The organism is Streptomyces sp. NBC_00820, from assembly GCF_036347055.1.
GTDB lineage: Bacteria > Actinomycetota > Actinomycetes > Streptomycetales > Streptomycetaceae > Streptomyces.
Genome location: NZ_CP108882.1, coordinates 2,786,349 through 2,813,107, shown reverse-complemented (window position 1 = coordinate 2,813,107; position 26,759 = coordinate 2,786,349). Strand labels below are relative to the sequence as shown.

Annotated in this window: 18 protein-coding genes, 3 tRNA genes and 2 pseudogenes; 9 read left to right on the top strand and 14 right to left on the bottom strand. The window is 72.8% G+C overall.

The genetic code is table 11. From position 1 onward, the window contains the following. Nucleotides 1-42: 42 nt before the first annotated feature. From OIB37_RS12850 to OIB37_RS12820, 7 genes and pseudogenes are all read right to left on the bottom strand, one after another. Nucleotides 43-324, bottom strand: coding sequence for a DUF6355 family natural product biosynthesis protein (locus tag OIB37_RS12850; protein ID WP_330457719.1), 282 nt, complete (start codon nt 322-324; stop codon nt 43-45). 226 nt (nt 325-550) lie between these two features. After that, nucleotides 551-892 (bottom strand): annotated as a pseudogene (gene nirD, locus OIB37_RS12845) (nitrite reductase small subunit NirD); the annotation flags it as partial. A 5-nt stretch (nt 893-897) separates the two neighbouring features. Continuing rightward, nucleotides 898-3,573, bottom strand: a complete 2,676-nt coding sequence (gene nirB, locus OIB37_RS12840) for a nitrite reductase large subunit NirB (protein WP_330457718.1) — start codon at nt 3,571-3,573, stop codon at nt 898-900. Continuing rightward, a complete protein-coding gene (locus OIB37_RS12835; RefSeq protein WP_330457717.1) occupies nt 3,573-4,841 on the bottom strand; it encodes an NAD(P)/FAD-dependent oxidoreductase in 1,269 nt (422 codons plus the stop codon). The genes nirB and OIB37_RS12835 overlap by 1 nt, the downstream gene beginning before the upstream one ends. 68 nt (nt 4,842-4,909) lie before the next feature. Then, nucleotides 4,910-5,587, bottom strand: coding sequence for a class F sortase (locus OIB37_RS12830; RefSeq protein ID WP_330457716.1), 678 nt, complete (start codon nt 5,585-5,587; stop codon nt 4,910-4,912). 168 nt (nt 5,588-5,755) lie between these two features. Beyond that, nucleotides 5,756-6,298 carry a hypothetical protein gene (locus tag OIB37_RS12825; RefSeq protein ID WP_330457715.1) on the bottom strand — a complete coding sequence of 181 codons (543 nt, stop codon included), beginning with the start codon at nt 6,296-6,298 and terminating at the stop codon, nt 5,756-5,758. Nucleotides 6,299-6,725: 427 nt separating this feature from the next. Then, nucleotides 6,726-8,375 (bottom strand): M4 family metallopeptidase, encoded by a 1,650-nt coding sequence (locus OIB37_RS12820; protein WP_330457714.1) that lies wholly within the window; start codon nt 8,373-8,375, stop codon nt 6,726-6,728. Nucleotides 8,376-8,513: 138 nt separating this feature from the next. Between OIB37_RS12820 and OIB37_RS12815 the strand changes: the two genes are divergently transcribed. Next, nucleotides 8,514-8,942, top strand: coding sequence for a gamma-glutamylcyclotransferase family protein (locus tag OIB37_RS12815; RefSeq protein WP_330457713.1), 429 nt, complete (start codon nt 8,514-8,516; stop codon nt 8,940-8,942). Between the two features lie 77 nt (nt 8,943-9,019). Here the strand turns inward: OIB37_RS12815 and OIB37_RS12810 are convergent, their stop codons facing one another. Together OIB37_RS12810 and OIB37_RS12805 are read right to left on the bottom strand one after the other, a co-directional pair. Further along, nucleotides 9,020-11,272 carry a molybdopterin oxidoreductase family protein gene (locus tag OIB37_RS12810; RefSeq protein ID WP_330457712.1) on the bottom strand — a complete coding sequence of 751 codons (2,253 nt, stop codon included), beginning with the start codon at nt 11,270-11,272 and terminating at the stop codon, nt 9,020-9,022. A 214-nt stretch (nt 11,273-11,486) separates the two neighbouring features. Beyond that, a complete protein-coding gene (locus OIB37_RS12805; RefSeq protein WP_330457711.1) occupies nt 11,487-12,164 on the bottom strand; it encodes a SanA/YdcF family protein in 678 nt (225 codons plus the stop codon). A 223-nt stretch (nt 12,165-12,387) separates the two neighbouring features. Here OIB37_RS12805 and OIB37_RS12800 point away from each other — a divergent pair, with 223 nt between their 5' ends. The 4 genes from OIB37_RS12800 (at nt 12,388) to dnaG (ending at nt 18,339) form a co-directional block, all read left to right on the top strand. Next, nucleotides 12,388-13,185, top strand: a complete 798-nt coding sequence (locus tag OIB37_RS12800) for a sirohydrochlorin chelatase (RefSeq protein ID WP_443058263.1) — start codon at nt 12,388-12,390, stop codon at nt 13,183-13,185. Nucleotides 13,186-13,684: 499 nt separating this feature from the next. Further along, nucleotides 13,685-15,025, top strand: a complete 1,341-nt coding sequence (locus tag OIB37_RS12795; RefSeq protein ID WP_330457709.1) for a deoxyguanosinetriphosphate triphosphohydrolase — start codon at nt 13,685-13,687, stop codon at nt 15,023-15,025. Between the two features lie 93 nt (nt 15,026-15,118). Next, complete coding sequence (locus OIB37_RS12790) at nt 15,119-16,384, top strand: NAD(P)/FAD-dependent oxidoreductase (RefSeq protein ID WP_330457708.1); 1,266 nt, start codon at nt 15,119-15,121, stop codon at nt 16,382-16,384. Between the two features lie 47 nt (nt 16,385-16,431). Further along, nucleotides 16,432-18,339 (top strand): DNA primase, encoded by a 1,908-nt coding sequence (gene dnaG, locus OIB37_RS12785; RefSeq protein ID WP_330457707.1) that lies wholly within the window; start codon nt 16,432-16,434, stop codon nt 18,337-18,339. Nucleotides 18,340-18,379: 40 nt separating this feature from the next. Here dnaG and OIB37_RS12780 read toward each other — a convergent pair whose 3' ends face one another. Continuing rightward, a complete protein-coding gene (locus tag OIB37_RS12780; protein WP_330457706.1) occupies nt 18,380-19,015 on the bottom strand; it encodes a hypothetical protein in 636 nt (211 codons plus the stop codon). Between the two features lie 185 nt (nt 19,016-19,200). Between OIB37_RS12780 and OIB37_RS12775 the strand changes: the two are divergent. Continuing rightward, nucleotides 19,201-20,456 (top strand): annotated as a pseudogene (locus OIB37_RS12775) (RNA polymerase sigma factor). Nucleotides 20,457-20,507: 51 nt separating this feature from the next. Here OIB37_RS12775 and OIB37_RS12770 read toward each other — a convergent pair. The 4 genes from OIB37_RS12770 to OIB37_RS12755 form a co-directional block, all read right to left on the bottom strand. Further along, complete coding sequence (locus tag OIB37_RS12770; protein ID WP_330457705.1) at nt 20,508-22,436, bottom strand: ABC transporter ATP-binding protein; 1,929 nt, start codon at nt 22,434-22,436, stop codon at nt 20,508-20,510. Further along, the gene (locus OIB37_RS12765; protein ID WP_330457704.1) at nt 22,436-24,169 is read right to left on the bottom strand and encodes an ABC transporter ATP-binding protein; all 1,734 of its coding nucleotides are present in this window, start codon (nt 24,167-24,169) and stop codon (nt 22,436-22,438) included. Before OIB37_RS12765 ends, OIB37_RS12770 begins: the two co-directional genes overlap by 1 nt. 139 nt (nt 24,170-24,308) lie before the next feature. Beyond that, nucleotides 24,309-25,763 carry an FGGY family carbohydrate kinase gene (locus OIB37_RS12760; RefSeq protein ID WP_330457703.1) on the bottom strand — a complete coding sequence of 485 codons (1,455 nt, stop codon included), beginning with the start codon at nt 25,761-25,763 and terminating at the stop codon, nt 24,309-24,311. A 96-nt stretch (nt 25,764-25,859) separates the two neighbouring features. Further along, a complete protein-coding gene (locus OIB37_RS12755; protein WP_330457702.1) occupies nt 25,860-26,162 on the bottom strand; it encodes a YtxH domain-containing protein in 303 nt (100 codons plus the stop codon). Nucleotides 26,163-26,321: 159 nt separating this feature from the next. Between OIB37_RS12755 and OIB37_RS12750 the strand changes: the two genes are divergently transcribed. From OIB37_RS12750 to OIB37_RS12740, 3 genes are all read left to right on the top strand, one after another. Next, nucleotides 26,322-26,394 (top strand) — tRNA-Asn (locus OIB37_RS12750). Nucleotides 26,395-26,400: 6 nt separating this feature from the next. Next, nucleotides 26,401-26,473 (top strand) — tRNA-Asn (locus tag OIB37_RS12745). A 176-nt stretch (nt 26,474-26,649) separates the two neighbouring features. Beyond that, a tRNA-Ile gene (locus OIB37_RS12740) sits at nt 26,650-26,726 on the top strand. Nucleotides 26,727-26,759: the final 33 nt, after the last annotated feature.

Genomic DNA, 26,759 nt, shown 5'->3' with positions numbered 1-26,759 from the left:
GTCCGGCAGATCGATCCCGGTCGGCGCGACGCCGGACGGGGTTCAGCAGGTGCGGCCCACGTAGTACGCGCCCTGGATCTTGCTCGCGGCGCCGAGCCACGTGTTGCCGGGGACGACACACCGCTCGTAGTCGGGGGCCAGCGCGACCTGCACCTTGATGACGACGTGCGAGCCGTCCGAGGTGCAGTGGTTGTAGTACGCGTCGGAGCCGGTCTTGTAGAAGCCGCAGGGGTCGGCGGCCACCGGAGCGGCGGTGACGACACCGGCGGCGGCGCTCATCAAGATGGCGGCCAGGGCGGTCGGGACGAGACGACGGACACGCATGGACAGCTCCTCGTGTGCAGACCCGCGCGCGAGCCGTGTCGCGTACGACGGGTCATTTGTGCCTGAATGTCGGACACGTTACGGGGTTGCTGCCTGCGGAAACGGTTCTGGCGATCACCAGTCACTCGCACGTGTGCACCATGAGGTTGGTGCCGGTGCCGGTGCCGGTGCCGGTGCCGGTACTGGCGTCGGCGCCGGTGTCGGTCGGACCGGCCGGTGGCACGGGGCGCACCTCGTACACGGCGATCCGTACGGACTCGTCGTCCAGGCACTGCCCCGTCCCCAGGTCGAAGCGCTGCTTCAGCAGGGGCGAGGCCACGAAGGGGCGGCCCCGATGGGTTCCGGTCAGGCCGCGGGAGAGCACCGCCGCGCCGGTGAACGGGTCGCGGTTGTCGACGGCGTACAGCCCGCCCCGGCGGTCCCGGAACAGGGCGGCCTGGCGGCCGTCGGGCAGGAGCGCGGCGACGCCCCGGCCGGGGAGCAGCAGCCGCAGGTCGCAGACCGGGAACCAGACGTCCGCCACCAGGACCTGGACCGTGCCGCCGGTCGTCTCGGGTGCCAGGGTCACCAGGGTCATCGCCGGGCGCTTCCTTCCAGGAGGGGGGTCTGCCCGGCTCCGGCGGAGTCGGGGGTCCGCGGCGGGCGGCCGAGGGCCAGCAGGGGCAGGTCGGGCTTGATCTGGCCGCGCTCGGGGACGAAGCCGACGACCGGGTCGGGGGTGCCGGGAGCGTTGACGAAGGACACGAACCGGGCCAGCTTCCCGGGGTCTTCGAGGGTCGCCGCCCACTCGTCGCGGTAGTGCGCCACGTGGGCCGCCATCAGCGCCTCCAGCTCCGCGCAGATGCCCAGGGAGTCCTCCACCACCACGTCCCGGACGTGGTCCAGGCCGCCCGGAATCCGCTCCAGCCAGGCCGAGGTGCGCTCCAGGCGGTCCGCGGTGCGGATGTAGAACATCAGGAACCGGTCGATCAGGCGGACCAGCGCGGTGTCGTCCAGGTCCTGCGCCAGCAGGTCCGCGTGGCGTGGGGTCGCGCCGCCGTTGCCGCCGACGTACAGGTTCCAGCCCTGGGCGGTGGCGATCACGCCGAAGTCCTTCGACCGGGCCTCGGCGCACTCGCGGGCGCAGCCCGACACCGCCGACTTCAGCTTGTGCGGGGAACGCAGGCCCCGGTAGCGCAGCTCCAGGTCGATGGCCATGCGCACGGAGTCCTGGACGCCGTAGCGGCACCAGGTGCGCCCCACGCAGGACTTCACCGTGCGCAGGGCCTTGCCGTACGCGTGCCCGGACTCGAAGCCCGCCTCCACCAACCTGGTCCAGATCAGGGGGAGTTGTTCGACGCGGGCGCCGAACATGTCGATGCGCTGGCCGCCGGTGATCTTTGTGTAGAGGCCGAAGTCGCGGGCGATCTCACCGATCACGATCAGCCCCTGCGGGGTGATCTCCCCGCCGGGGACGCGCGGCACGACCGAGTACGAGCCGTTCCTCTGGAGGTTGGCGAGGAAGTGGTCGTTGCTGTCCTGGAGGGCGGCCTGCTCGCCGTCCAGGACGTGGCCGCTCGCGCCGATCGCCGGGGCGAGGGAGGCGATGACCGAGGCGACGGCCGGCTTGCAGACCTCGCAGCCTTCGCCGCCCCGGGCGTCCTCGCGGCCGTACCGGTCGAGGAGGTCCCGGTAGGTGGTGAGGCGCAGGGCCAGGACGATCTCGTACAGCTCCTCGCGGGTCCGCGCGAAGCAGCCGCACAGGCCCGGGTCGGCCTCGACGCCGGACGCCGCCAGCTCGGCGGTGACCAGTTCGCCGAGCACCTTGACGCAACTGCCGCATCCCGTACCGGCCTTGGTGCACTTCTTCACCTCGGGCACGGTCGTGCACCCGTGGTCGGTGACCGCGCTGCGGATCGTGCCCTTGGAGACGTTGTGGCACGAGCAGACGACCGCCCCGTCCGGCAGTGCGCAGGGGCCGAGCCGGTCCGGCGCGCCGGCGTCCGCCGGCAGGACCAGCGACTCGGGGGCGAGCGGCGGGACCGAGCCGGTGAGGGCGCGCAGCGTGCCGTACGCCTCCGCGTCGCCGACCAGGACGCCGCCGAGCAGCGTGCCGTCCGCGCCGATGACCAGCTTCTTGTACAGGCCCGCGCGGGAGTCGGAGTAGACGACGTCCAGGCAGCCCTCGGTGGTGCCGTGCGCGTCCCCGAAGGACGCCACGTCCACGCCGAGCAGCTTCAGCTTGGTGGACAGGTCGGCGCCGGTGAACGACCGCTGCCCGTCCGCGACGTCCGAGCCGCCCGCGTCGCCGGTGATCGCCGAGGCGGCCGTCTCCGCCTGCTCGTACCCCGGGGCGACCAGGCCGTACACCCGGCCGTCCGCCGCCAGCGCGCACTCGCCGATCGCGAACACGCGGGGGTCGGTGACCGTACGGCACCGCTCGTCGACGGCGATGCCGCCGCGCTCGCCGACCGCCAGGCCGCAGTCGCGGGCCAACTGGTCACGGGGCCGGACGCCGGCGCTGAACACGACCATGCCGACGGCGAGTTCGGAGTCGTCGGACAGCCGCATGCCGGTGACCGCGCCGTCCTCGCCGACGGTGATCTCCCGCGTCCCCACGCCCGTGTGCACGGTCAGGCCCAGGCCCTCGACGGTGCGCAGCAGCGCCGCGCCACCGCCCTCGTCCACCTGTACGGGCATCAGGCGCGGCGCGAACTCCACGATGTGGGTGGCGAGTCCGAGGTCCTTGAGCGCGCCGGCCGCCTCCAGGCCGAGCAGCCCCCCGCCGACCACAGCGCCGGTCCTCGCCCTCGACTTCGCGTACTCCTCGATCGCGAGGAGGTCCTCGATCGTGCGGTAGACGAAGCAGCCCTCGGCGTCCTTGTTCGGGACCGGGGGCACGAAGGGGTACGAGCCGGTGGCCAGCACGAGGACGTCGTAGCCGAGGACCATTCCCGAGCGGGCGGTCACCGTCCGTGCCGCGCGGTCGACGGCCACCGCCGGGTCGCCGACGTGCAGTTCGATGCCGTGGGCGGCGATGAACCCGGGTTCGGTCAGGGAGAGTTCGGCGGGCGAACGGCCCGCGAAGTACGAGGTGAGCCGGACCCGGTCGTACGCCGGGCGCGGTTCCTCGCACAGCACGGCCACGCGGTGCGTGGCGGTCAGGCCGTGCTCGGCGAGCGCTTCGAGGAAGCGCTGGCCGACCATGCCATGGCCGACGAGCACGATCGTGGGGCGGGGCCGGTCCCAGGCAGGTGCGTTCGCGGGCATCAGGAGCCTCCGTCGAGGGTGAGCAGGTGCAGCAGCGGGCCGCCGTCCGCGGGGAGCGGCTCCGTGCCCTCCCAGGCGCGGGCGAGCGCGCCGACGGCGCCGAGGTCGCCGACCAGGACACCGCCGACCAGGCGGTCGTGGCGGACGAGGAGCTTGCGGTAGGTGCCCCGGGTGGCGTCGGTGAGCCGTACGACGTCGTCACCGGGGCGGGCCTCGGCCCGGCCGAAGGCGGCGAGATCGAGGGGGCCGGCGTCGAGGGGGGTGGGGCCGGAGGAGGCCAGGCCGAGGGGGGAGCCGGGGCCGGGGCCGGAGAGGGTCAGGCGGGTGAGGGAGCGGGTGCCGGTGTAGCGGGCGCCGGTGTCCCCGGCCAGGAACTGGGCCAGCACGTCGGCCTGTTCGAGGGCCGGGGCGGCGAGGCCGTAGAGCGTGCCGGCGTGCCGCGCGCAGTCGCCGATGGCGTGGACGCGCGGGTCGGAGGTGCGCAGGCGGTCGTCGACGAGGACACCCTCACGGACGGCGAGGCCCGCCCGTTCCGCGAGGCCGGTACGGGGCCGTACCCCGCAGGCGAGGACCACGAGGTCGGTGTCGAGGACATATCCGTCCGCCAGCTCCACCGCGCGCACGGCCCCGCCGGCGCGGCGCACGTCCCGCACCCGGCACTCGGTGTGCACCTCGATGCCGAGGTCCGTCAGGTGCCGCCGCACCAGCGCGGACGCGTCCGGGTCGAGCCGGCGCTCCATCAGCCGCTCGGCCTGCTGCGCCAGCACCACCCGTACGCCGCGCGCGGCCAGCGCGCGGGCCGCGGACACCCCGAGCAGCCCGCCGCCCACGACGACCGCCCGTGCGCCGGGCCGTGCCGCCCCGGCCAGGTCCAGACAGTCGTCCAGGGTGCGGAACGCGTGGACACCCCCGGGGAGCCGGCCGTCGTCGCCGCGCAGCCCGTGCAGCGGCGGCAGCACCGGGTTGGAGCCGGTGGCCAGGACCAGCGTGCCGTAGCCGATCGGCGGTCCGCCGGCGCGGTGCAGCAGGCGGGCGGCGCGGTCGATGCCGGTGATCCGGGCGCGCACCAGGTCGCCGGGGGAGGGGAGGGTGATCACCTCCGGGCCGTACCGTCCGGCCAGCACGTCGGCGAGCAGCACCCGGTTGTACGGCGGGTGCGCCTCCTCCCCGACGAGCAGCGCGGGTGTGCCCAGCTCACCGAGCCGCCGGGCGAGCCGCGTGCCCGCGAGACCGGCGCCGATCACCACCACACGCGTGTCCGAGGTCATGCACAGGAGCGTGCGGCCCGGAGATTACCCGGTGGGTTCCCCCCTGTTTCCCGTGCGGAACGCTGCCCTCAGCGGGGGCGGGGAGTGGGTGTGAGGGCGCTGTCCGCGTGCTCCTGGGGAGTGTGTGCCGTGCTGTCCGTCAGGTGGGCGAAGACCACCACGTTGCCCTGGTAGCCGGTGGTCTTCGAGTAGCCGCCGCCGCAGGTGATGACGCGCAGCTCGGGGCGGTGGGCGGCGCCGTACACCTTCTCGTCGGGGAAGTCGCGGGCCGCGTAGACCTCCACCGCGTCCACGGTGAACACGGCCACGGAGCCGTCCTCACGGTCCACCTCGATGCGCGCACCCCGCTTCAGGGCGCCGAGGTCGTAGAAGACGGCGGGTCCCTCGGTGTTGTCGACGTGCCCCGCGACGACCGCGGTGCCCGTCTCACCGGGCGCGGTGCCGGCCTCGTACCAGCCGGCGAGGTTCTTCTGCCCGGCCGGCGGCACGTCCAGGCTGCCGGTGGCGGTGAGGGCCAGGCCCATCAGGGGAGCGTCCACCCGGATCGAGGGGATGCGGATGCGGGTGGGTACCGACGGCTCCAGGGCGGGGGAGGAGAGCCGCTCCTCCGCGGGTTCGGGCCGCCCCTCGGCGGCGGCCGGCTGCGGCGGCGCGTGCGTCCCCGCCCCGGCGCCGAGCAGCCACACCCCCGAACCGAGGGCGACGACGGTGACGGCGGCTATCGCGGTGTCCCCGATCCTGCGCATACGACCCCTCTCCCGGAGCACGCCCGCGGTGGGACGGACCCCTGTGAGGCTGATTCCGGAGGGGGTTTCCCCGAAGGGACGACCCCCTCCCCCTCCGGGCCACGAGGGGCGTCGGACCCGGAGGGGGTGGGACTTGCGGTACCGGCGACGGACAGCGGAGGGTGTCCGTCAGATCCCGTCGCCTCTCGCCCGGCGATGCAGGAGCCAGGTACCGCCCGCGGCGGCGACGGCCAGAGCCGCCACACCCGCCGTGGTCTGTACGGGGTCGGTGCCGAGTGCGCCGCCGACCCCCGTCTTCACGCTTCCCCGCGGCTGCACCTGCTCGTGCGCCGCGCTCAGCACCACCATCAGATCGCCCGTCACGTTCCGGTCGCCCTCGGCGCACTTCGCGACGATCTCGTACGTCCCGGGCTGCGCGCTCGACGGCACCTTGAACTGGCCGATCGCCTCGCCCGCGTGCGTGCTGGGCGCCAGTGTGAAGGTTCCGGCGCCGACCGCGCCCGCGTCGCCCAGCGCCGTGCCCTTGGTCCCGCAGTCCGCCGTGTTCACCGTGACCTGACTGCCCGGCAGCGCCGTGGACGGGTACACCTGCAGGCTGCCCGCCCGGGTCACCGCGCGGACCGCGCCGCCGCCGTACGCCGGAGCGGCGGCCACGCCCGCCGAGGCGACGGCGAGCGCGGTGGCGGTCAGCAGGCGGGCGGTGCGTCGCATGGTGCTCCCCAGAGCTCGTCCGACTTGTGTCTCGACCTCGTGTCTCGACTTCTCCAGGGGCGCGCCCCTGCCCTTCCGAGGTAAGTGGCTCTCCGGCGGCTCCGCCTCCCGAGGATCGGCCGGCGCTGCGGTGAACGGGTGGCGGTCACGGCCCCCACACGGGCTAGCCGCGCCGAGTTCCGGCAGGTCATGGGCGTGGGCGGGGCGTCGGGGAAGAGCACACGAATGGCGCGCGGTCGGCGGTGAACGGGTGACGGCCCCGGACGCGCGAAGGCCGCCCCCGGCCTGTCGGGCCAGGGGCGGCCGCTGCCGCGCCCGCCGTGTGCGCGGCGGTTCACGTTCCTGCCGCACGGGGCTCCGTGCGCGGCGCTCAGTTCACGAGGATCGGCTCACGGAGCCCCCGTGCGTGGCGCTCAGCTCACGGTGCTCAGTGCACGTTGACGGCGTTCCAGGTCGCCGCCACCGCGTTGTACTCCGTGCTGCCCGCCCCGTACAGGTCCTTGGCGGCGTTGAGCGTCGCGGTGCGCGCGCCCGCGTAGTTCGTGGACGACGTCATGTAGACCGTCAGCGCCCGGTACCAGATCTTGCCGACCTTGTCCCGGCCGATGCCGGTGAGGGTCGAGCCGTCGGCGGTCGGGGAGTCGTAGCTGACGCCGTTGACGGTCTTCGCCCCGCTGCCCTCGGCGAGGAGGTACGCGAAGTGGTTGGCGACGCCCGAGGAGTAGTGGACGTCGAGGTTGCCGACCGAACTGCTCCAGTAGTCCGCCGAGTTGCCGTCCTTGGACGGCTTGTCCATGAAGCGCAGCGCGGGCTTGCCGAAGCCGGGGCGGACGATCTTCTCGCCGATGAGGTAGTCGCCGGGGTCGGAGGGGTTGTCCGCGTACCACTCGACCATGGTGCCGAGGATGTCGGAGGTGGCCTCGTTCAGGCCGCCGGACTCGCCCGAGTAGGTCAGCTTGGCCGTCTTGGAGGTGACCCCGTGGGTCATCTCGTGCCCGGCGACGTCCAGCGCGACCAGCGGGCCGAGTTGCGTCCCGTCACCGTCGCCGTACGTCATGCAGAAGCAACTGTCGTCCCAGAAGGCGTTGTTGTAGTTGCTGCCGTAGTGGACGCGGTTGTACGAGCCCTTGCCGTCACCGGCGATGCCGTTGCGGCCGTGGACGTTCTTGTAGTAGTCCCAGGTCGAGTTGGTGCCGTACTGCGCGTCCACTGCGGCCGAGGCGCGGTCGGCTGTGGTGCCCGTGCCCCAGTGGTTGTCGGTGTCCGTGAACAGCGTCGCGGGGGCCCGGCTGAGGCAGATGCCGAGGATGCACAGGTCGGTCTTGCCGGCGGCGTCCCCGGTGTAGGTGTTGCCGCGGGTGGGGTCCTTGAGCTGGTACGACGACCCGGACCCGGTCGTCTCCAGCGGCACCGTCCCGCTGTACAGCGACCGTCCGTCGCCGGTGGCGGTCTCGATGCTGTCCCAGGCGTCGATCTGGGCGCCGGTGAGGGCGTCGGTCAGCACGGTGCGGGCGACGGGGTTGCCGAGCGAGTCCCGGCCCGCCGCGTCGGTGCGCCAGGCCAGCCGCGGCGCGCCGTGCAGGGCGTCGACGACCAGCTGCGGCTTGGCCGTCACCTGCTTCAGCGTCTCGCCGAGGTTGGCGGCGCGCAGCGCGTTCACCGCGAGATCGGCTGCCTTCGGGGCGGGCAGCTTCGGGGTGACGGAGGCCAGGGACAGCGTGCCCCGGGTGGCGCGGTCGGCGCCGCGGTAACTGCCGCCGGGGGCCAGGTGGACGACGAAGTCGCCGCCCAGCACGGGGAGTCGGCGGTAGGTGCGGTCGTAACGGACGTGCTGGGTGCCGTCCTTGTCGACGATCACGTCGCGGACGCTGGTGTCCTGCGCGGAGCTCAGGCCCAGGCTCGTGGCGTGCGCCACGAGAGCCGACGCCGCGCGCGCGATCGCGGTGGCCGGGGCCGGCCTGCCGTCGGCGTGCGCGGCGGGGGCGAGCGCGGCGGCCAGCAGGGTGGCCGTGGTGGCGGCGATGCCGGCTGTGGCGACGCGGCGGGCGCCGTGGGCGTGCTGCCGTATCCGACTCATCTGTCTCCTCGGGAATGCGCCTTGGAGGCGTGGGGGTGGCGCTGGTACCGAGAGTGATTTAAGTGGGCATGACATGTCGCGTCTATAGGGTCTCTATGGAGATGTGTGGGGACTCGGAGGGGATGGAGAATCGTTTCCGTGATCGTCCCGCCGCCCCGCCTGCCCTTCTTCGTCTACGGCACCCTGCGCCCCGGCGAACCGAACCACGACCTGTTCCTGCGGGGCCGCACCGCGTCGGAGGAACCGGCCCGCCTCACGGACGCCGTGCTGTACGACGGCCCCGGCTACCCCTACGCCGTGGAGGAGCCCGGGGGAGTGGTGCGGGGCGAACTGGTCACCGCGCTCCCGGAGACGTACGACCGCCTGCTCGCCGAACTGGACCGGCTGGAGGAGTGCGCCCCCGGCGACCCCCGCGGCCTCTACGAGCGCGTCGCCCGGCACACCGTACGCGCCGACGGCGGCACGGCGCGTGCCTGGGTGTACGTGGCCGCCCCGCACGTCGCGGCCCACCTGCGCACCCACGGCACCCGCATCCCGGCCGGCGACTGGCTCACCCACCGCCACTGACCCGCCCCGGGCGCCGCCCGCCGGCTCCGGCCTCTCGTCCGCGCCGCGCCCGCACGCACCGCCAGTACGCGGGGCCTTCAGGTCCTCCCGGTCTCGTTCCGAGGATGGGATCGGGTCGGCTCCGTGGTCCTCAGGGCTTCCACGCGTACCGCGCACGTCTTGAACTCCGGCATCCGGGACGCCGGGTCCAGGGCCGGGTTGGTGAGGGTGTTGGCGCGGCCCTCGCCCGGCCAGTGGAAGGGCATGAAGACGGTGTCGGGGCGGATGGTGGCGGTGACACGGGCCGGTGCGACGGCCCGGCCGCGCCGGGAGGTCACCGCGACCGGGTCGCCGTCGGTCACACCGAGGCGGACGGCGAGGCGTGGGTGGAGTTCGACGAACGGGCCGGGCGCGGCCGCGTTCAGTTCCGCCACGCGGCGCGTCTGCGCCCCGGACTGGTACTGCGACACCACCCGGCCGGTGGTCAGCAGCAGCGGGTACGCGGCGTCCGGCTCCTCGGCGCTCGCCCGGTGGGACACGGGGACGAACCGAGCCCGGCCGTCCTCGGTGGCGAACCGGTCGAGGAAGAGGCGGGGGGTTCCGGGGTGCGCGGCGCCCCCGGCGGTTCCGGCACCCCTGGCGGTTCCGGCGGTCCTGGCGCCCCCGGCGTCCTCGGTGGTTCCGGCACCCCCGGCACCCCCCGTCGTCCCGGCATCCCCCGCATCCCCGGCGGCCTCGCCGGGACTCTCCGGGCACGGCCAGAACACGCCGTTCTCCCGTGCCAGCCTGCCGTAGGTGATCCCCGAGTAGTCCGCCGGTCCACCCGCGCTCGCCCGGCGCAGCTCGCCGAAGACCTCCTCGGGGTCGGCCGGGAAGCCCTTCTCGATGCCGAGGCGGGCGGCGAGGGCGTGCAGGACCTCCAGGTCGCTGCGGATGCCGGCGGGCGGCGTGACGGCTCGGCGGCGCAGCAGGACCCTGCCTTCCAGGCTGGTCGTCGTGCCGGTCTCCTCGGCCCACTGGGTGACCGGCAGGACGACGTCCGCCAGCTCCGCCGTCTCCGAGAGGACGACATCGCACACCGCCAGGAAGTCCAGCGAGCGCAGCCGTTGCTCGACGTGGGCGGCGCGGGGTGCCGAGACGACCGGGTTGGACCCCATCAGCAGCAGTGCGCGGATGTCCGTGCCGAGCGCGTCCAGCAGCTCGTACGCGCTGCGGCCGGGGCCGGGCAGCGCATCCGGGTCCACACCCCACACCCCGGCCACGTGCCGCCGCGCCGCCGGGTCGTCCAGCCTGCGGTAACCGGGCAACTGGTCCGCCTTCTGGCCGTGTTCGCGGCCGCCCTGCCCGTTGCCCTGGCCGGTCAGGCAGCCGTACCCGGACAGCGGGCGTCCCGGACGGCCGGTCGCCAGGCACAGGTTGATCCACGCGCTCACGGTGTCCGTGCCCTTGGACTGCTGCTCCGGGCCGCGCGCCGTCAGCACCATCGCGGACTCCGGCTCGCAGAACATGCGCACAGCTCGCCGGAGTTGGGGAACGGTCACGCCGGTGATCCGTTCCACGTACTCCGGCCAGTGCGCCATCGCCGCAGCCCGCGCCTGCGCCCAGCCGGTCGTCCGGCACCGGATGTACTCCTCGTCCGTTCGCCCCTCGGCCACCACCAGGTGCAACAGGCCCAGCGCCAGGGCCAGATCGGTGCCGGGCCGGGGTGCCAGATGCAGGTCCGCCTGCTCGGCGGTCCGCGTGCGGCGCGGGTCGACCACGATCAACGTGCCGCCGTTCGCCCGCAGTTCGCCGAAGAACCGCAGCGCCGGCGGCATCGTCTCGGCGAGGTTGGAGCCGACGAGGATCACGCAGCCCGTGCGCGGGATGTCCTCCAGCGGGAAGGGCAGCCCCCGGTCCAGGCCGAACGCCCTCGTACCGGCGGCCGCCGCCGACGACATGCAGAACCGCCCGTTGTAGTCGATCTGCGAGGTGCCCAGCACCACCCGCGCGAACTTGCCGAGCGCGTACGCCTTCTCGTTCGTCAGCCCGCCCCCGCCGAACACCCCGACGGCGTCCGGGCCGTGCTCCGCGCGCACCGACCCCAGCGCCCCCGCGACCCGGTCCAGCGCCTCGTCCCAGCCCGCCGGTACGAGCGCGCCGGTCCGGGACCGCACCAGCGGCGAGGTCAGCCGCGCCTCGGCCGACAGCACCTGCGCCGCCGTACGGCCCTTGCCGCACAACGCGCCCCGGTTCACCGGGAAGTCCGCCCGCTCGGACACCGCCACGCCCCCTCGCGGCAGGGGCGTGAGGTTCATCCCGCACTGCAGGGCGCAGTACGGGCAGTGGGTGGGCGTCGCGGCGGTCTCCATGCCGGCCAGCGTGCTCGCGGCCTGTTACGGCCCGCGCCCGCCCCCGGTTACACCGGCGGGACGACCGCCTCCCCGCGCCGGGCGGAGTGCGGTGAGGCGGCGGACACCGCCCTCCCCGACACGAGCTTCCCGACACCGAGCTTCCCGGCACCGCTCTCCTCGACACCGCTCTCTTTGACACCGAGCTTCCCGGCACCGTCCTCCCCGGTGACGCTCACCGGGCCCCGGACATCGCCCGCGCGACCCCGTGCTCCCGCGGTCCCAGGAACTGCGGATCAGGCCGGAGCACCGCGTCCAGCGCCGCCTTGCCGGCCGCGAACACCTCGCGGGTGCCGCCGTAGTACCAGGTCGCGTCGTGCTTGTCGTCGACCCCGAGGCCGTAGGAGTCCACCCCCGCCGCCTCGCACAGGGCCACCGCCCGCCGGATGTGGAAGCCCTGACTGATCAGGACCGCCCGGTGCACCCCGAAGATCTTCCTGGCCCGCACGCACGAGTCCCAGGTGTCGAAACCGGCGTAGTCGCTGACGATCCGCGCGCCCGGCACGCCGTGCCGGGTCAGGTAGGCGCGCATGGCGTCGGGCTCGTCGTAGTCCTCGCGGCTGTTGTCACCCGTGACGAGCACGACCTCGATCCGGCCCTCCCGGTACAGCCGCGCCGCCGCGTCCAGCCGGTGCGCGAGGTACGGAGACGGCTCCCCGTCCCACAGGCCGGCGCCGAAGACGACGGCGACCGGGGTGCGCGGCACGTCCGCCGCCGTACGGAGCCGGTCCGCCGTCGACACGTAGAGCCAGGCGGCCGGCAGCAGCGCCAGCACGCACCCGGCCATCACGGCCTGCACCAGCCGCCGCTGCCCCCGGCGGGTGCGCGGCAGCCGTGGTCGGCGGATCTTCATACGGGCCCCCTGCGATCGGTTCCGACCTGGAGGACGCGCCCGCGGCCGGTCCGGTTCACCTCACGCCCCGCATCCGGACGACGTGAACCCGCGGAAGGGATTTCCGTGACGGCCCCGCAACGGCCTCGCAACCTCCCGCGGCCAGGATCCTGCCATGACGGCGCCGATCCTCTTCAGCGACAGCGACGAGTCCCTCTTCCACCTCGGCAGCACCGCACACCTCATGAACAGCATCAGCAGCAGGCTCACCGACCAGCTCCGGCTCGTCTCCCCGAGCGGACGCCGCCGTCCGGTCCCGCCCGCCCTCGTCCTCGTCGCCCACGGCAGCCGCGACCCGCGGGCCCTCACCACCGTACGGACCCTCATGGACCGGATACGCGAACTGCGCCCCGCGCTGAGCGTCCAGCTGGGCCACATCGAGCTGAACGAACCCCTGCTCCCCGACACCCTCGCCGCTCTCGGCGACACCCCCGCTGTCCTGGTCCCGCTGCTCCTGGGCCACGGCCACCACGTCAAGCGGGACATCCCCGCGATGGCCGCCGCGGGGGCACGCGTACGCGTGGCCGCACCCCTGGGCCCGCACCCGCTCCTCACGGAAACCCTGTACGCCCGCCTCGTGGAGGCCGGCTGGCCCCCGGCCATGGACCCCGCCGGCCGCCGTTGCAGCGCGGTCGTCCTCGCGGCGGCCGGCTCCCGCGACCCCGACTCGGCAGCGGACACCGGCCACACGGCCCGCCTCCTGTCCGACCGCCTGGGCGTCCCGGTCCTCCCCGCCTACGCCTCGGCGGCCACCCCCACGATCCCCACGGCCCTGCGCACCCTGACGGCAGGGGGCCGCCACAGGATCGCGATCGCCTCCTGCTTCACGGCCCCGGGCCGCTTCGTGACCCAGTGCGCGCGACAGGCCCCCTGGATCGTCTCGGCCCCCCTGGGATCCCACCCGGCCATGGCCCGCCTGATCCTCCACCGCTACGACCAGACCCTGACAACACCCACCCACCCACAACTGACCCCAGCCTGAACCCCCCCGAGACACGGGGCCCCACGCACCCACCCCCACCCCCGCCGCACCCCCTAGGGGCGCGAGGAACCGCGCGCCCAGCCCCGCCCCCGCCGCACCCACCCCCAAACCGCACCCACCCCAGGGGCGCGGGGAACTGCGCGCCCAGCCAAGACGGCGCCGCACCCACCCCCCAAATCCGCACCCACCCCGCAAACGCCCCTCAGCCCGACCGAGAAGCCAAGCGACACCCCCCTAGGGGCGCGAGGAACTGCGCGCCCAGCCAAGACGGCGCCGCACCCACCCCAAACCCGCACCACCCCGCAAACGCCCCTCAGCCTGAAAGAGAAGCCAAGCGGCACCCACCCCAGGGGCGCGGGGAACTGCGCGCCCAGCCCCGACCCCGCCGCACCCACCCCAAACCCGTACCCACCCCCACCCCAGAACAGAACCACTCGGCCGAGCAGGCCCCCGCACCCGCCAACCCCCGATCGTCACCCCCGACCCGTACTGTCGAACCATGGAAGGCATCGCAGACACCAGCTCCGAACCCCCACCCGGCTACGACCCGGCGTCAGCCGACCGCTACGCCCCCGAGCCCGACAAACGCCCTGGCCGCACCGCCTTCCAGCGCGACCGCGCCCGCGTCCTGCACTCAGCCGCCCTGCGCCGCCTGGCGGGCAAGACCCAGGTGGTCACCCCAGGCACCCTCCCCCAAGCTCTCGACTTCGCTCGAACAGGGGGGACCCCCAGTCAGGTGTGGGACGCCAGCCCCCGCACCCGCCTCACCCACTCCCTCGAATGCGCCCAGGTCGGCCGGGAACTGGGCGCCGCCCTCGGCTGCGACCCCGACCTCGTCGAGGCGGCCTGCCTCTCCCACGACCTCGGCCATCCCCCCTTCGGCCACAACGGCGAACAGGCACTGAACGAGTTCGCCGACGACTGCGGCGGCTTCGAGGGCAACGCCCAGTCCCTCCGGCTCCTCACCCGCATCGAGCCCAAGCGCTTCACCGCCGAGGGCTCCGTCGGCCTCAACCTCACCCGCGCCGCCCTGGACGCCGCCACCAAGTACCCCTGGCCGCGCGGCGCCCACCCCACCGACCCGGCGTCCCCGAAGTTCGGCGTGTACGAGGACGACCGTCCGGTGTTCGACTGGGTCCGCAAGGAGGCGCCCGGCACCCGCACCTGCTTCGAGGCACAGGTCATGGACTGGGCGGACGACGTGGCCTACTCGGTGCACGACGTCGAGGACGGCCTGCACGCCGGGCACATCGACCCGAACTGCCTGCACGCCGAGCCGGAACGGCAGGCGGTGTTCGAGGTCGCCGTCGGCCGGTACGTCCCCGCCGGCACCGACCCCGCCGAACTCGACGCCGCGCTCGACCGCCTCCTGGAGCAGGAGTGGTGGCCGCACGGCTACGACGGCACGGCGGTCGCCCAGGCCCGCCTGAAGGACGCCACCAGCCAGCTCATCGGCCGCTTCTGCCTGGCCGCCGAGGGCGCCACGCGCGAGGCGTACGGCGGCGGCCGGCTCACCCGCTACGGCGCCGAACTCGTCGTACCCCGCGAGACCCGGCTGGAGTGCGCGGTGCTCAAGGCGGTCGCCGACCGGTACGTGATGCAGCGCGCCGAGCAGGAGCTGCTCCGTGCCGACCAGCGGGTCGTGGTCGCCGAGCTGGCCGAGGCGCTCACCGTCCGCGCGCCGGAGGGGCTGGACCCGCAGTTCCGGGCGCTGTTCGACGCGGCGTCCCACGACGCCGCGCGCAAGCGGGTGATCGTGGACCAGATCGCCTCACTGACCGACGCCTCGGCCCGTTCCCTGCACGCGAGACTGACCGGTGCATATGTGAAAGGAAAGTGACTCCGCGTGGCCTGATCGGGGCACACCCCCTTCCCGCACCAGGCTGCGTGCGGGACGCTCGCATGTGGCGGCACCCTTACGAGGAGGCATCAAGTGGTCGACGCGGATCAGACATTCGTCATCGTCGGAGGCGGTCTCGCCGGTGCGAAGGCGGCCGAGACGCTCCGGGCGGAGGGCTTCACGGGGCGCGTGATACTGATCTGCGACGAACGCGACCAGCCGTACGAGCGGCCGCCGCTGTCCAAGGGCTTCCTGCTCGGCAAGGAGGAGCGCGACAGCGTCTTCGTGCACGAGCCCGCCTGGTACGCGCAGAACGACATCGAGCTGCACCTCGGGCAGACCGTCGACGCCATCGACCGCGCCGCGAAGACCGTGCGCTACGGCGACGACGGCACCCTCGTCCACTACGACAAGCTGCTGCTCGTCACCGGCGCCGAACCCCGTCGCCTGGACATCCCCGGCACCGGTCTGGCCGGCGTCCACCACCTGCGCCGCCTCGCCCACGCCGAACGCCTCAAGCGGGTCCTCGCCACCCTCGGCCGGGACAACGGCCACCTCGTGATCGCCGGTGCCGGCTGGATCGGCCTGGAGATCGCCGCCGCGGCCCGTGAGTACGGCGCCGAGGTCACCGTGATCGAGCCGGAGCCGACGCCGCTCCACCAGGCCCTCGGCCCCGAGCTGGGCAACGTCTTCGCCGAGCTGCACCGCGAGCGCGGCGTCCGCTTCCGCTTCGGGGTGCGGCTCACCGAGATCGTCGGCCAGGACGGCATGGTCCTCGCGGCCCGCACCGACGACGGCGAGGAGCACCCGGCGCACGACGTCCTCGCGGCGATCGGCGCCGCGCCGCGGATCGGGCTCGCGGAGGCGGCGGGGCTGGAGCTGGCCGACCGGGCGCACGGCGGCGGCATCGTGGTCGACGAACGGCTGCGCACGTCCGACCCCGACATCCACGCGGCCGGCGACGTGGCGAACTTCCCGCTGCCGCTGTTCGGCACCCGGCTCCGGGTGGAGCACTGGGCCAACGCGCTCAACGGCGGCCCGGCCGCCGCCCGCGCGATGCTCGGCCAGGACGTCGGCTACGACCGCATGCCCTACTTCTTCTCCGACCAGTACGACCTGGGGATGGAGTACAGCGGGTGGGCGCCGCCGGGGTCGTACGACGAGGTGGTGATCCGCGGGGACGCGGGCAAGCGCGAGTTCATCGCGTTCTGGCTGACGGAGGGGAGGGTGCTGGCCGGGATGAACGTGAACGTGTGGGATGTCACAGAGACCGTGCAGAAACTCATCCGATCCAAGGCCCCGGTGGACACGGAAGCCCTCGCGAATCCGCACGTTCCGCTCGACAGTCTCGTCCCCTGACCGCTCGGGGCGCGGGAACGGTCACTTCACCCCCGTAGAATTCATGCGTGGCAGGACGGATCAACGACGAGGACGTGAAGGCGGTACGGGACGCGGTCCCGATCGACGCCGTGGTCTCGGAGTACCTCCAGCTGCGCAACGCCGGGGGCGGCAACCTCAAGGGGCTGTGCCCCTTCCACGACGAGAAGTCGCCGTCCTTCCAGGTCAGCCCGAGCAAGGGACTCTTCCACTGCTTCGGCTGCCAGGAGGGCGGCGACACCATCACCTTCGTGATGAAGGTGGACCACCTCTCCTTCTCGGAGGCGGTGGAGCGGCTGGCCGGACAGGCCGGCATCACGCTGCGTTACGAGGAGGGCGGGTACAACCCCGCCCACCAGCGCGGCGAGCGCATCCGGCTGGTCGAGGCGCACAAGATCGCCGCCCAGTGGTACGCCGAGCAGCTCGCCACCAGCCCCGAGGCCGAGACCGGCCGGGTCTTCCTGGCCGAGCGCGGCTTCGACCAGGCGGCCGCCGTGCACTTCGGCGTCGGCTACAGCCCCCAGGGCTGGGACCACCTCACCCGCTATCTGCGCGGCAAGGGCTTCACCGACAAGGAGCTGGTCCTCTCCGGGCTGTCGCAGGAGGGCCGGCGCGGGCCCATCGACCGCTTCCGGGGCCGCCTGATGTGGCCCATCCGGGACATCGGCGGCGAGGTCGTCGGCTTCGGCGCCCGCAAGCTGTACGAGGCGGACAACGGGCCCAAGTACCTGAACACCCCCGACACGGCGATCTACAAGAAGTCCCAGGTCCTGTACGGCATCGACCTCGCCAAGCAGCAGATCGCCAAGGTCAGCCGGGCCGTCGTCGTCGAGGGCTACACCGACGTCATGGCCTGCCACCTGGCCGGCGTGACGACCGCCATCGCGACCTGCGGCACCGCGTTCGGCGGCGACCACATCAAGATCCTGCGCCGGCTGCTGATGGACAACGGCTCGGCCCGCGTGATCTTCACCTTCGACGGTGACGCCGCCGGCCAGAAGGCGGCCCTGCGCGCCTTCGAGGACGACCAGAAGTTCGCCGCCGAGACCTACATCGCCATCGCCCCCGACGGCATGGACCCCTGCGAGCTGCGCCTCGCCAAGGGCGACGAGGCGGTCGCCGACCTGACCGAACCCCGCACCCCGCTCTTCGAGTTCGCGCTGCGCCAGATCGTCCTGCGCTACGACCTCGACACCCCGGCCGGCCGCGCCGCCGCCCTGGACGAGGCCGCCCCGATCGTGGCCCGCATCAAGAACACCGGCGCCCAGCACGAGGTCGCCGTCCAACTGGCCGGCATGCTCGGCATCCTCGACACCCAGTTCGTCGTCAAGCGCGTGGCCCAGCTGGCCCGTTGGGCCCGCGACCGCGGCGGCAAGGGCGATCCCCGCCAGCAGCCCCGCGGCCCGCAGCAGCAGTGGGAGGCCGGCCCCCGCCCCACCAACTCCGGCCCCGCCCTCACCCTGCGCAACCCCGTCTACGCCGCCGAACGCGAACTGCTCAAACTCGCCCTCCAGCGCCCCGAACTGGTCTCCCCGGCCGTCGACGCGTACGGCGTCGACGAGTTCACCGCCCCGCCCTACGCCGCCGTACGCCAGACGATCGCGGAGGCGGGCGGCGCCGAGTACGGCGTCCCGGACCCGCAGGAGTACCTGGTCCGGGTGCGCGAGGCGGCCCCCGACGACACCGTCCGCGCCATGGTCACCGAGCTGGCCGTCGAACCGATCCTGCGGCGCACCGTGGACGAGACGTACGCCGGCACGGTCCTGGTGGTGATCCGCCGCCGCGCGGTGGAGCGCCGCATCCGCGACATCCAGTCCCAGATGACCCGCCTCTCCAGCGGCGGCGACCCCGCCCAGCTGTCCGCCGTGCAGAACGAACTGTGGGTCCTCCAGCAGTACGACCAGGCACTGCGCGAGCGCGGAGCCTCGGCGCTCTAGACGGTGCCCGCGCGACAGCGCCGGTCACGCCACCGCTCGTTCACACCCGTGCCTCCCGTGCCTCCCGCGCCGGTCCGTCCTCGAGCCAGCCCTCGTCCACCGACTCGTCGCTGTCGTACAGCACGAACTCCCGCTCCACGGACAGCACCTCCAGGCCGTTCAGCTCCGCCAGCAGCCGCTCCAGCGCCCGCCCCGCGTCCTCGTCCGCCACTCCCCGGCACCGCTGGGTGACGAACCGCTCGTGCCGCCCGTCCCCGCGCACCCGCCGGGCGTTCCACGACAGGTGCGCCCCGTGCGGGACGACCCGCGCCGCCAGCGTGCCGAGACCGGCCTCCGCGTCCAGCAGCAGCTTCACGTGATGCTCGAAGTACTGCCCGCCCCCGCAAGGGCCGTCCGGCACCTCCGGCGCCCACGGCACCGACTCGATCTTCACGCGCACCACGGCGAACCCCTCCGCGCGCAGCTCCGCCACGGTCCGGGCGGCCCGCGACGACTCCTGCGCGTACGACGCCGACCCGGCGAGGGTCAGCATCGGCTGGTGCCGCATCCGGCCCCGGGCCAGCACGATGTGCGTCAGCTTCAGCCCGGCGCCACGCGCCCAGCCGTGCAGGCGCTCCGCCTCGGCGGGGTCCGCGCAGGAGACGGTCACATGGGTTTCGTACTGAGGTCCGGACACCACAGGATCCTCGCAGACGGGCCCCGGTGCGACATCCCGGTTTCCCGGCCCCTGTCACCTCCCGGTCACGGACCGGACGCAAAAAGTCACCGCACGCCCCTCGTGGTGGTGATGTGTCGTACCCCACACTGGGTGGCGGTGCCCCGAGTCCGCGGAGCGCAGGCCGTCGACTCCCCGCTCCCGACGTGCCGCTGCCGCAAACCTCTGAGCAGCGATCATCCTGGAGGTCGCCCCCGTGCAGACCCAGACCCTCGCCCAGTCCGACCGCACCACCAGCGCGACCGCCGCGGCCGCCGACGAGCCGGACGCGGAGGCGGACGTCCTCGCGGCCGTGCCCCCGCAGAGCCGCGCCCTGCACCACCCGGAGGCCGCCCGGACGCCGGACCCGGAGCCGTCCGCCCCGGCGGAGACCGCCGCTCCAGCGGAGCCGGCCGCCGAGGCGCCGCCGGAGGAACCCGACGAGGCCGAGGCGCCGGAGGAGGCGGCGGAATCCGCCGAGGCGCCGCGCGCCGCCCGCGCCGAGACGGCCGGCCCCTCCTCGGACCTGTTCCGCCAGTACCTGCGCGAGATCGGCCGCATCCCGCTGCTCACCGCGGCCGAGGAGGTCGAACTCGCCCGCCGGGTCGAGGCCGGACTGTTCGCCGAGGAGAAGCTGAGCAGGACACCCGACCTGGACGCCCGGCTCGAACTCGACCTGGACCGGCTCGTCGTCATGGGCCGGATGGCCAAGCGCCGCCTCATCGAGGCCAACCTGCGGCTCGTGGTGTCCGTCGCGAAGCGGTACGTCGGCCGCGGCCTGACCATGCTCGACCTGGTCCAGGAGGGCAACCTCGGCCTCATCCGCGCCGTGGAGAAGTTCGACTACGCGCGCGGCTACAAGTTCTCCACCTACGCCACCTGGTGGATCCGCCAGGCCATGTCCCGCGCGCTGGCCGACCAGGCCCGCACCATCCGGGTGCCCGTGCACGTCGTGGAACTGATCAACCGGGTCGTCCGCGTCCAGCGCCGCATGCTGCAGGAACGCGGCTACGAGCCGACCCCGCAAGAGGTCGCCGGCCACCTCGAACTGCCGACCGAGCGCGTCTTCGAGGTCCTGCGCCTGGCCCAGGAACCGGTGTCGCTGCACGCCCCGGTCGGCGAGGAGGACGACGTGGCCCTCGGCGACCTCATCGAGGACGGCGACGCCGCGAGCCCCGTCGAGTCCGCCGCCTTCCTGCTGCTGCGCCAGCACCTGGACGCCGTCCTGTCCACCCTCGGCGAGCGCGAACGCAAGGTCGTCCAGCTCCGCTACGGCCTCGCCGACGGCCGCCCCCGCACCCTGGAGGAGATAGGGCGCCTCTTCGGCGTGACCCGGGAGCGGATACGGCAGATCGAGTCCAAGACGCTGAACAAGCTCCGCGACCACGCCTACGCGGACCAGCTGCGCGGGTACCTGGACTGAAAAGGGGCTGCTCACGCGGTGTGAGCAGCCCCCTTCAGGTCAGGTCCGGGCTCAGTCGACCTCGGCCACCGCCTGCGCGAACTGCGCCTTGTACAGCCGCGCGTAGGCACCGTCGGCCGCCAGCAGCTCGGCGTGGCCGCCCTGTTCGACGATCGAGCCGTTCTCCATCACCAGGATGGTGTCCGCGTCGCGGATGGTGGAGAGCCGGTGCGCGATGACGAACGACGTCCGCCCGTGGGCGAGTTTGGCCATCGCCTTCTGGATCAGCACCTCGGTGCGGGTGTCGACGGAACTCGTCGCCTCGTCCAGCACCAGGATCACCGGGTCGGACAGGAACGCCCGCGCGATGGTGATGAGCTGCTTCTCACCGGCGCTGACCCCGGCACCGTCGTCGTCGATCACGGTGTCGTAACCGTCCGGGAGGGTACGGATGAAGCGGTCGGCGTGGGCCGCCCGCGCCGCCTCCTCGATCTCGCCCCGGGTCACCTCGCGCGAGGCGCCGTACGCGATGTTCTCCGCGATGGTGCCGCCGAACAGCCAGGTGTCCTGGAGCACCATGCCGATCCCGGAGCGCAGCTCGTCCCGGGACATCCGGCCGACGTCCACGCCGTCCAGGGTGATCCGGCCGCCGGAGACGTCGTAGAACCGCATCAGCAGGTTGACCAGCGTGGTCTTGCCCGCGCCGGTCGGGCCGACGATCGCGACCGTGTGGCCGGGCTCGACCTTCAGCGACAGGTCCTCGATCAGCGGCTTCTCGGGGTCGTACCGGAAGGACACGCCCTCCAGCGCCACCCGCCCGCGCAGCTCGGCCGGACGCTCGCCCGGCATCGGGTCCGCCTCCTGCTCCTCCGCGTCCAGCAGCTCGAAGACCCGCTCGGCCGAGGCGACACCCGACTGCACCAGGTTCGCCATCGACGCGACCTGCGTCAGCGGCATCGAGAACTGCCGCGAGTACTGGATGAACGCCTGCACGTCACCGATCGACAGCGCGCCCGAGGCCACCCGCAGACCGCCGACCACGGCCACGAGCACGTAGTTCAGGTTCGACACGAACATCATCAGCGGCTGCATCACACCGCTGTTGAACTGCGCCTTGAACGAGGCCTCGTACAGCGTCTCGTTCTGCTCGGCGAACTGCCGCGCCGACTGCTCCTGCCGCCCGAACACCTTCACCAGGGTGTGCCCGGTGTACATCTCCTCGATGTGCGCGTTGAGCGCGCCGGTCGTGCGCCACTGCTGCACGAAGTGCGGCTGCGAACGCTTGCCGACCCGGGTGGCGACCACGAACGACAGCGGCACGGTCACGAGTGCGACCAGCGCCAGGATCCACGAGACGTAGAACATCATCGCGAGCACGCCGACGATGGTCAGCACCGCGTTGATCAGCTGCCCCATCGACTGCTGGAGCGTCTGCCCGATGTTGTCGATGTCGTTGGTGGCCCGGGACAGCACCTCGCCGCGCTGGCGCTTGTCGAAGTACGACAGCGGCAGCCGCGACAGCTTGGCCTGCACCTCGCAGCGCATCCGGTACATCGTGCGGTTCACGGTCCGGTTGACCAGCCGGGTCGCGACCGCCATCAGCAGGCCGGCGACCAGGAAGGTGACCAGCGCGATCAGCAGGACGTTGCCGACCGCGCCGAAGTCGATGCCCTTGCCGGGGGTGAAGTCGGTGCTCTTCAGCATGTCCGCGACCGCGCCCTGGCCGTGGTCGCGCATCGACGCGAGCACCTGCTCCTTGGTGGCCCCGGCGGGCATCCGCCGGCCGATGATCCCGGAGAACACCAGGTCGGTGGCCTTGCCGAGGATCTTCGGACCGACCACGCTCAGGGCCACGCTGACGACCACGCACAGCAGCAGGCCGTAGATCGTGAACCGTTCCGGTCGGAACTGGGCGACGAGCCGCTTGCCCGACCCCTTGAAGTCCATCGAGCGCTGGTCGGGGCCGCCCCCGGCCATCATGCGTCCCATGGGCCCGGCCATCAGGCAGCCTCCGCTTCCGTGAGCTGGGAGAGCACGATCTCCCGGTAGGTCTCGTTGCCCGCCATGAGTTCGTGGTGGCGGCCCGAGCCGACCACCCGTCCCTCGTCGAGGACGATGATCCGGTCCGCGTCCCGGATGGTCGCCACCCGCTGGGCGACGATGACGACGGTCGCCTCGGCCGTCTCCTCGGCGAGCGCCGCGCGCAGCGCCGCGTCCGTCGCGTAGTCGAGCGCGGAGAAGGAGTCGTCGAAGAGGTAGATCTCCGGGCGCTGCACCAGCGTGCGCGCGATGGCCAGACGCTGGCGCTGGCCGCCCGACACGTTCGTGCCGCCCTGCGCGATCACCGCGTCCAGGCCGCCGTCCAGCCGCTCCACGAAGCCCTTGGCCTGCGCCACCTCCAGCGCGTGCCACAGCTCCTCGTCGGTGGCGTCCGGATTGCCGTAGCGCAGGTTGGTCGCGACCGTGCCGGCGAACAGGTACGGCTTCTGCGGCACCAGGCCGACCGTCCTGGCCAGCAGAGCGGGCTCGACCTCCTGCACGTCGACGCCGTCCACCAGCACCTGGCCCTCGGTGGCGTCGAACAGCCGCGGGACCAGACCGAGCAGGGTGGACTTGCCGCTGCCGGTCGAGCCGATCACGGCCGTCGTCTCGCCCGGCCGGGCCTCCAGCCCGATGGACCTCAGCACCGGCTCCTCTGCTCCCGGATAGCGGAAGCCCGCCTCCCGGATCTCCAGGTGGCCGTGCCGGCGCAGCTCGGTGACCGGCGCGAGCGGCGGAACCACGCTCGATTCGGTGTCCAGCACCTCCTCGATGCGCTCGGCGCACACCTCCGCGCGCGGCACCATCATGAACATGAAGGTGGCCATCATCACGGACATCACGATCTGCATCAGATAGGCGAGGAACGCGGTCAGGTCACCGATCCGCATGCCGCCGCTGTCGATGCGGTGCGCGCCGAACCACACCACCGCGATGGACGACAGGTTCACCACCGTCATCACCATCGGGAACATCAGCGCGAGCATCCGGCCGGTAGCCAGCTGCATCTCGGTCAGGTCGCCGTTGGCCTTCCCGAACCGCTCCTGCTCGTACTCGTCGCGGACGAAGGCGCGGATCACCCGGTTGCCGGTGATCTGCTCGCGCAGCACCCGGTTCACCGTGTCCAGGCGGACCTGCATGGACCGGAACAGCGGCCGCAGCCGGCGCACGATCAGCGTGACGCAGATGCCGAGCACGGGGACGACGGCGACGAGCACCCCGGACAGCGGCACGTCGAGGCCGAGGGCCAGCACGACACCGCCCACGCACATGATGGGCGCCGACACCATCAGCGTGAACGTCATCAGGGCCAGCATCTGGACCTGCTGTACGTCGTTCGTCGTACGGGTGATGAGCGAGGGCGCCCCGAAGTGGCCCACCTCGCGGGCGGAGAAGGACTGCACCCGCTCGAAGACCGCGAGGCGCACGTCCCGGCCGAGCGCGGCGGCGGTCCGGGCGCCGTAGTACACGGCGCCGATGTTGCAGACGACCTGGATCAGCGAGATGCCGATCATCAGGGCGCCGGAGGAGAGGATGTAACCCGTGTCCCCCTTCACGACACCGTTGTCGATGATGCGCGCGTTGAGGTTGGGCAGATAGAGGGTGGCGCAGGTCTGCAGGAACTGCAGCAGCACCAGCAGAGTGATGGTTTTCCTGTAGGGCCTGAGATAGGTCCGCAGAAGTCGTATGAGCACGCTGGGTCTCTCGGAGTCGGCGGTGGGGGCGGTCGGTGTGCCCTTGGCCCCTATCGTCGAACACTCCACCCGTGTTACCTCAACCGATTAACCCAACAGGCTGGCCCATTGAGCCGAGGGCGGAACACCGCCGAACGGGTCACACCCGGAACGCCCCCGGATGCGTCTGCTCCCGTACCGCGACGAACTGCTGGCGCACCGCCTGCCCCACGGCCAGATCGTCGCCCGGCTCCAGGATCTGCGCGGCCGCTCCGTGCCAGGCGGGCGGGGTGCGCGGGTCGAGCGTGCCCTGCGTCACACCGAGCGCCCAGGCGGCCTGCCGGGCCGCGCCGATCGCCGCGTAGTCGGCGGGCTGCGGCACCACGACCTGCGCGCCGAACAGCGACGGCGCCGCCGCCTGCACGGCCGGCAGCTCGGCCGCCTGGCCCAGCAGGAAGATCCGCCGCACCTCCACGCCCCGGCCGCGCAGCACGTCCAGCGCGTCCGCGAGCCCGCACAGCATGCCCTCGAACGCCGCCCGCGCCAGGTGCTCGGCCTTCATCGACTCCCGCCGCAGCCCGGCGAGCGTGCCGGCGGTGTGCGGCAGGTTCGGCGTCCGCTCGCCCTCCAGGTAGGGGAGCATGACCAGGCCGTGGGAGCCCGGCGTGGACTTCATCGCCAGCTCGGACAGGCTCTCCAGGTCGGACAGCCCGAGGAGTTCCGCGGTGCCGCGCAGGGTGCGTACGGCGTTCAGGGTGGTGACGACCGGCAGGTGCATGCCGGTGGCGTCGGCGAGAGAGGTGATCATCCCGGACTGGTCGGCGAGCGCCTCCGGGTGCACGGCCATCACGGACCCGGAGGCCCCGAGCGAGACGACCGCGTCCTCCAGCCCGATCCCCAGCCCGAACGCCGCGGCCATGGTCTCCCCGGTGCCGGCGGAGATCAGCAGCCCCTCCGGGGTCGTACCGGCCGCGTCCGACGGGCCGATCACCTCCGGCAGCATCGCCTGGTGACCGAGCGCCAGGTCCACCAGGTCGGGCCGGTAGCCGCCGGTGGCGGCGGACCAGTACCCGGTGCCGGAGGCCCCGCCCCGGTCGGTCGTACGGCGGACCGGCCGGCCCAGCAGCTGCCAGACGAGCCAGTCGTGGGCCTGGAGCAGGGCGGCGGTCCTGGCGGCGTTCTCGGGCTCGTTCTTCGCGAGCCAGCGCAGCTTGGTCACCGGCTGGGCGGCCTGCGGCACACTGCCGACCGCCTGCGCCCAGGCCTCCCGGCCGCCGAGCGCGTCGATCAGGTCGGCCGCCGCGACCTGCGCCCGCTTGTCGCCGCCGGCGATCGCCGGGCGCACGGTGTTGCCCTGCGCGTCCAGCGGGATCAGCGCGTTCTGCTGGGAGGAGACGCCGATGGCCTGCACGCCCTCCAGCAGGCCGCCCCCCGCGGCCTCGCCCAGCGACAGCAGCCAGGCCTGCGGGTCCACGTCGCTCGGGCGCGAGGCGCCGTCCGGCGTGTCGATCGGGTGCTGGGCATACCCCTGGCGCAGCACGGCGCCCGTGTCCGTGTCACAGACCACGATGCGTGTGAAATCGGGCGAGCTGTCCAAGCCGGCGACTATCCCCATGCCGGTGAATTCTGCCGTAACACGAGGCTTGCTCTGGCCGAGGGTGCCCACGACCCCCGGGCGCCTTCCGGCCGAGGGGGTCTTTGCCCGCCGCCGTCACGTGTTGCTCGTGCCCCAGTCGTCCTCCTCCGTGGCGACGGTGCGCGTACGGAAGGTGCGGACCCGCTGGGTGAGGGAGTCGGGGAAGCGGTCGCCGACCTTCTCGGTGACGACGTGGACGGCCTTGCCGGCGTAGACGCGGCCCTGCTGGGTGGCGGTCTCCGCGGTGTTGCGTACGGCCGGGTTCTGCGCGACCTGGCGGGCGCACTTCTTCAGCTGCTCGTAGCGCTCGCGTCCGGCCTTGGTGCCGAGTACATAACCGAGGGCCAGTCCGGCGACGAACGTGAGCCGGTAGCGCATGGCGGCCACCCTTCTCTTGGGTTGGTCTCTGGTGCGGCGTGGGGCCGCCGGAGATACCGATTGGCGGAGCACCCCCCTGCTTGCGCTAATGTATGTCTCGCAGCGAGCGCCCGCCCCCTGGCGAATACCCGGGTCAGAGCGTTCGATGCAACGAAGCGATCCCCTGTAGCTCAATTGGCAGAGCAGCCGGCTGTTAACCGGCAGGTTACTGGTTCGAGTCCAGTCGGGGGAGCTTCGATCCCCTGTAGCTCAATTGGCAGAGCAGCCGGCTGTTAACCGGCAGGTTACTGGTTCGAGTCCAGTCGGGGGAGCGCGGTGAACCAGGACCCTTCGGGGTCCTTTTTCATGTGTGCGGGAACCGCGCCGACCTGGCTGAAGTCCTCAAGGTCAGTAAGCAGCGCAGAAGCCGACCATCCGAAGCAGGAGATCGTATGAGCGGCTATGCTGCGGCAGACGGCGCGCACACTTGTACGCGACACGCCGCTATGGGGCGGTAGCTCAGCCGGTTAGAGCAGCGGACTCATAATCCGTCGGCCGTGGGTTCGAGTCCCACCCGCCCCACCACAGCAGAAACGACCTGACCTGCGGAAACGATGA

What these genes read in the sequence shown, in the direction of transcription:
- OIB37_RS12850 (WP_330457719.1), bottom strand. Translation starts at nt 324, where the DNA reads ATGCGTGTCCGTCGTCTCGTCCCGACCGCCCTGGCCGCCATCTTGATG.
- nirB (WP_330457718.1), bottom strand. Translation starts at nt 3,573, where the DNA reads ATGCCCGCGAACGCACCTGCCTGGGACCGGCCCCGCCCCACGATCGTG.
- OIB37_RS12835 (WP_330457717.1), bottom strand. Translation starts at nt 4,841, where the DNA reads ATGACCTCGGACACGCGTGTGGTGGTGATCGGCGCCGGTCTCGCGGGC.
- OIB37_RS12830 (WP_330457716.1), bottom strand. Translation starts at nt 5,587, where the DNA reads ATGCGCAGGATCGGGGACACCGCGATAGCCGCCGTCACCGTCGTCGCC.
- OIB37_RS12825 (WP_330457715.1), bottom strand. Translation starts at nt 6,298, where the DNA reads ATGCGACGCACCGCCCGCCTGCTGACCGCCACCGCGCTCGCCGTCGCC.
- OIB37_RS12820 (WP_330457714.1), bottom strand. Translation starts at nt 8,375, where the DNA reads ATGAGTCGGATACGGCAGCACGCCCACGGCGCCCGCCGCGTCGCCACA.
- OIB37_RS12810 (WP_330457712.1), bottom strand. Translation starts at nt 11,272, where the DNA reads ATGGAGACCGCCGCGACGCCCACCCACTGCCCGTACTGCGCCCTGCAG.
- OIB37_RS12805 (WP_330457711.1), bottom strand. Translation starts at nt 12,164, where the DNA reads ATGAAGATCCGCCGACCACGGCTGCCGCGCACCCGCCGGGGGCAGCGG.
- OIB37_RS12800 (WP_443058263.1), top strand. Translation starts at nt 12,388, where the DNA reads ATGAACAGCATCAGCAGCAGGCTCACCGACCAGCTCCGGCTCGTCTCC.
- OIB37_RS12795 (WP_330457709.1), top strand. Translation starts at nt 13,685, where the DNA reads ATGGAAGGCATCGCAGACACCAGCTCCGAACCCCCACCCGGCTACGAC.
- OIB37_RS12770 (WP_330457705.1), bottom strand. Translation starts at nt 22,436, where the DNA reads ATGGCCGGGCCCATGGGACGCATGATGGCCGGGGGCGGCCCCGACCAG.
- OIB37_RS12760 (WP_330457703.1), bottom strand. Translation starts at nt 25,763, where the DNA reads ATGGGGATAGTCGCCGGCTTGGACAGCTCGCCCGATTTCACACGCATC.
- OIB37_RS12755 (WP_330457702.1), bottom strand. Translation starts at nt 26,162, where the DNA reads ATGCGCTACCGGCTCACGTTCGTCGCCGGACTGGCCCTCGGTTATGTA.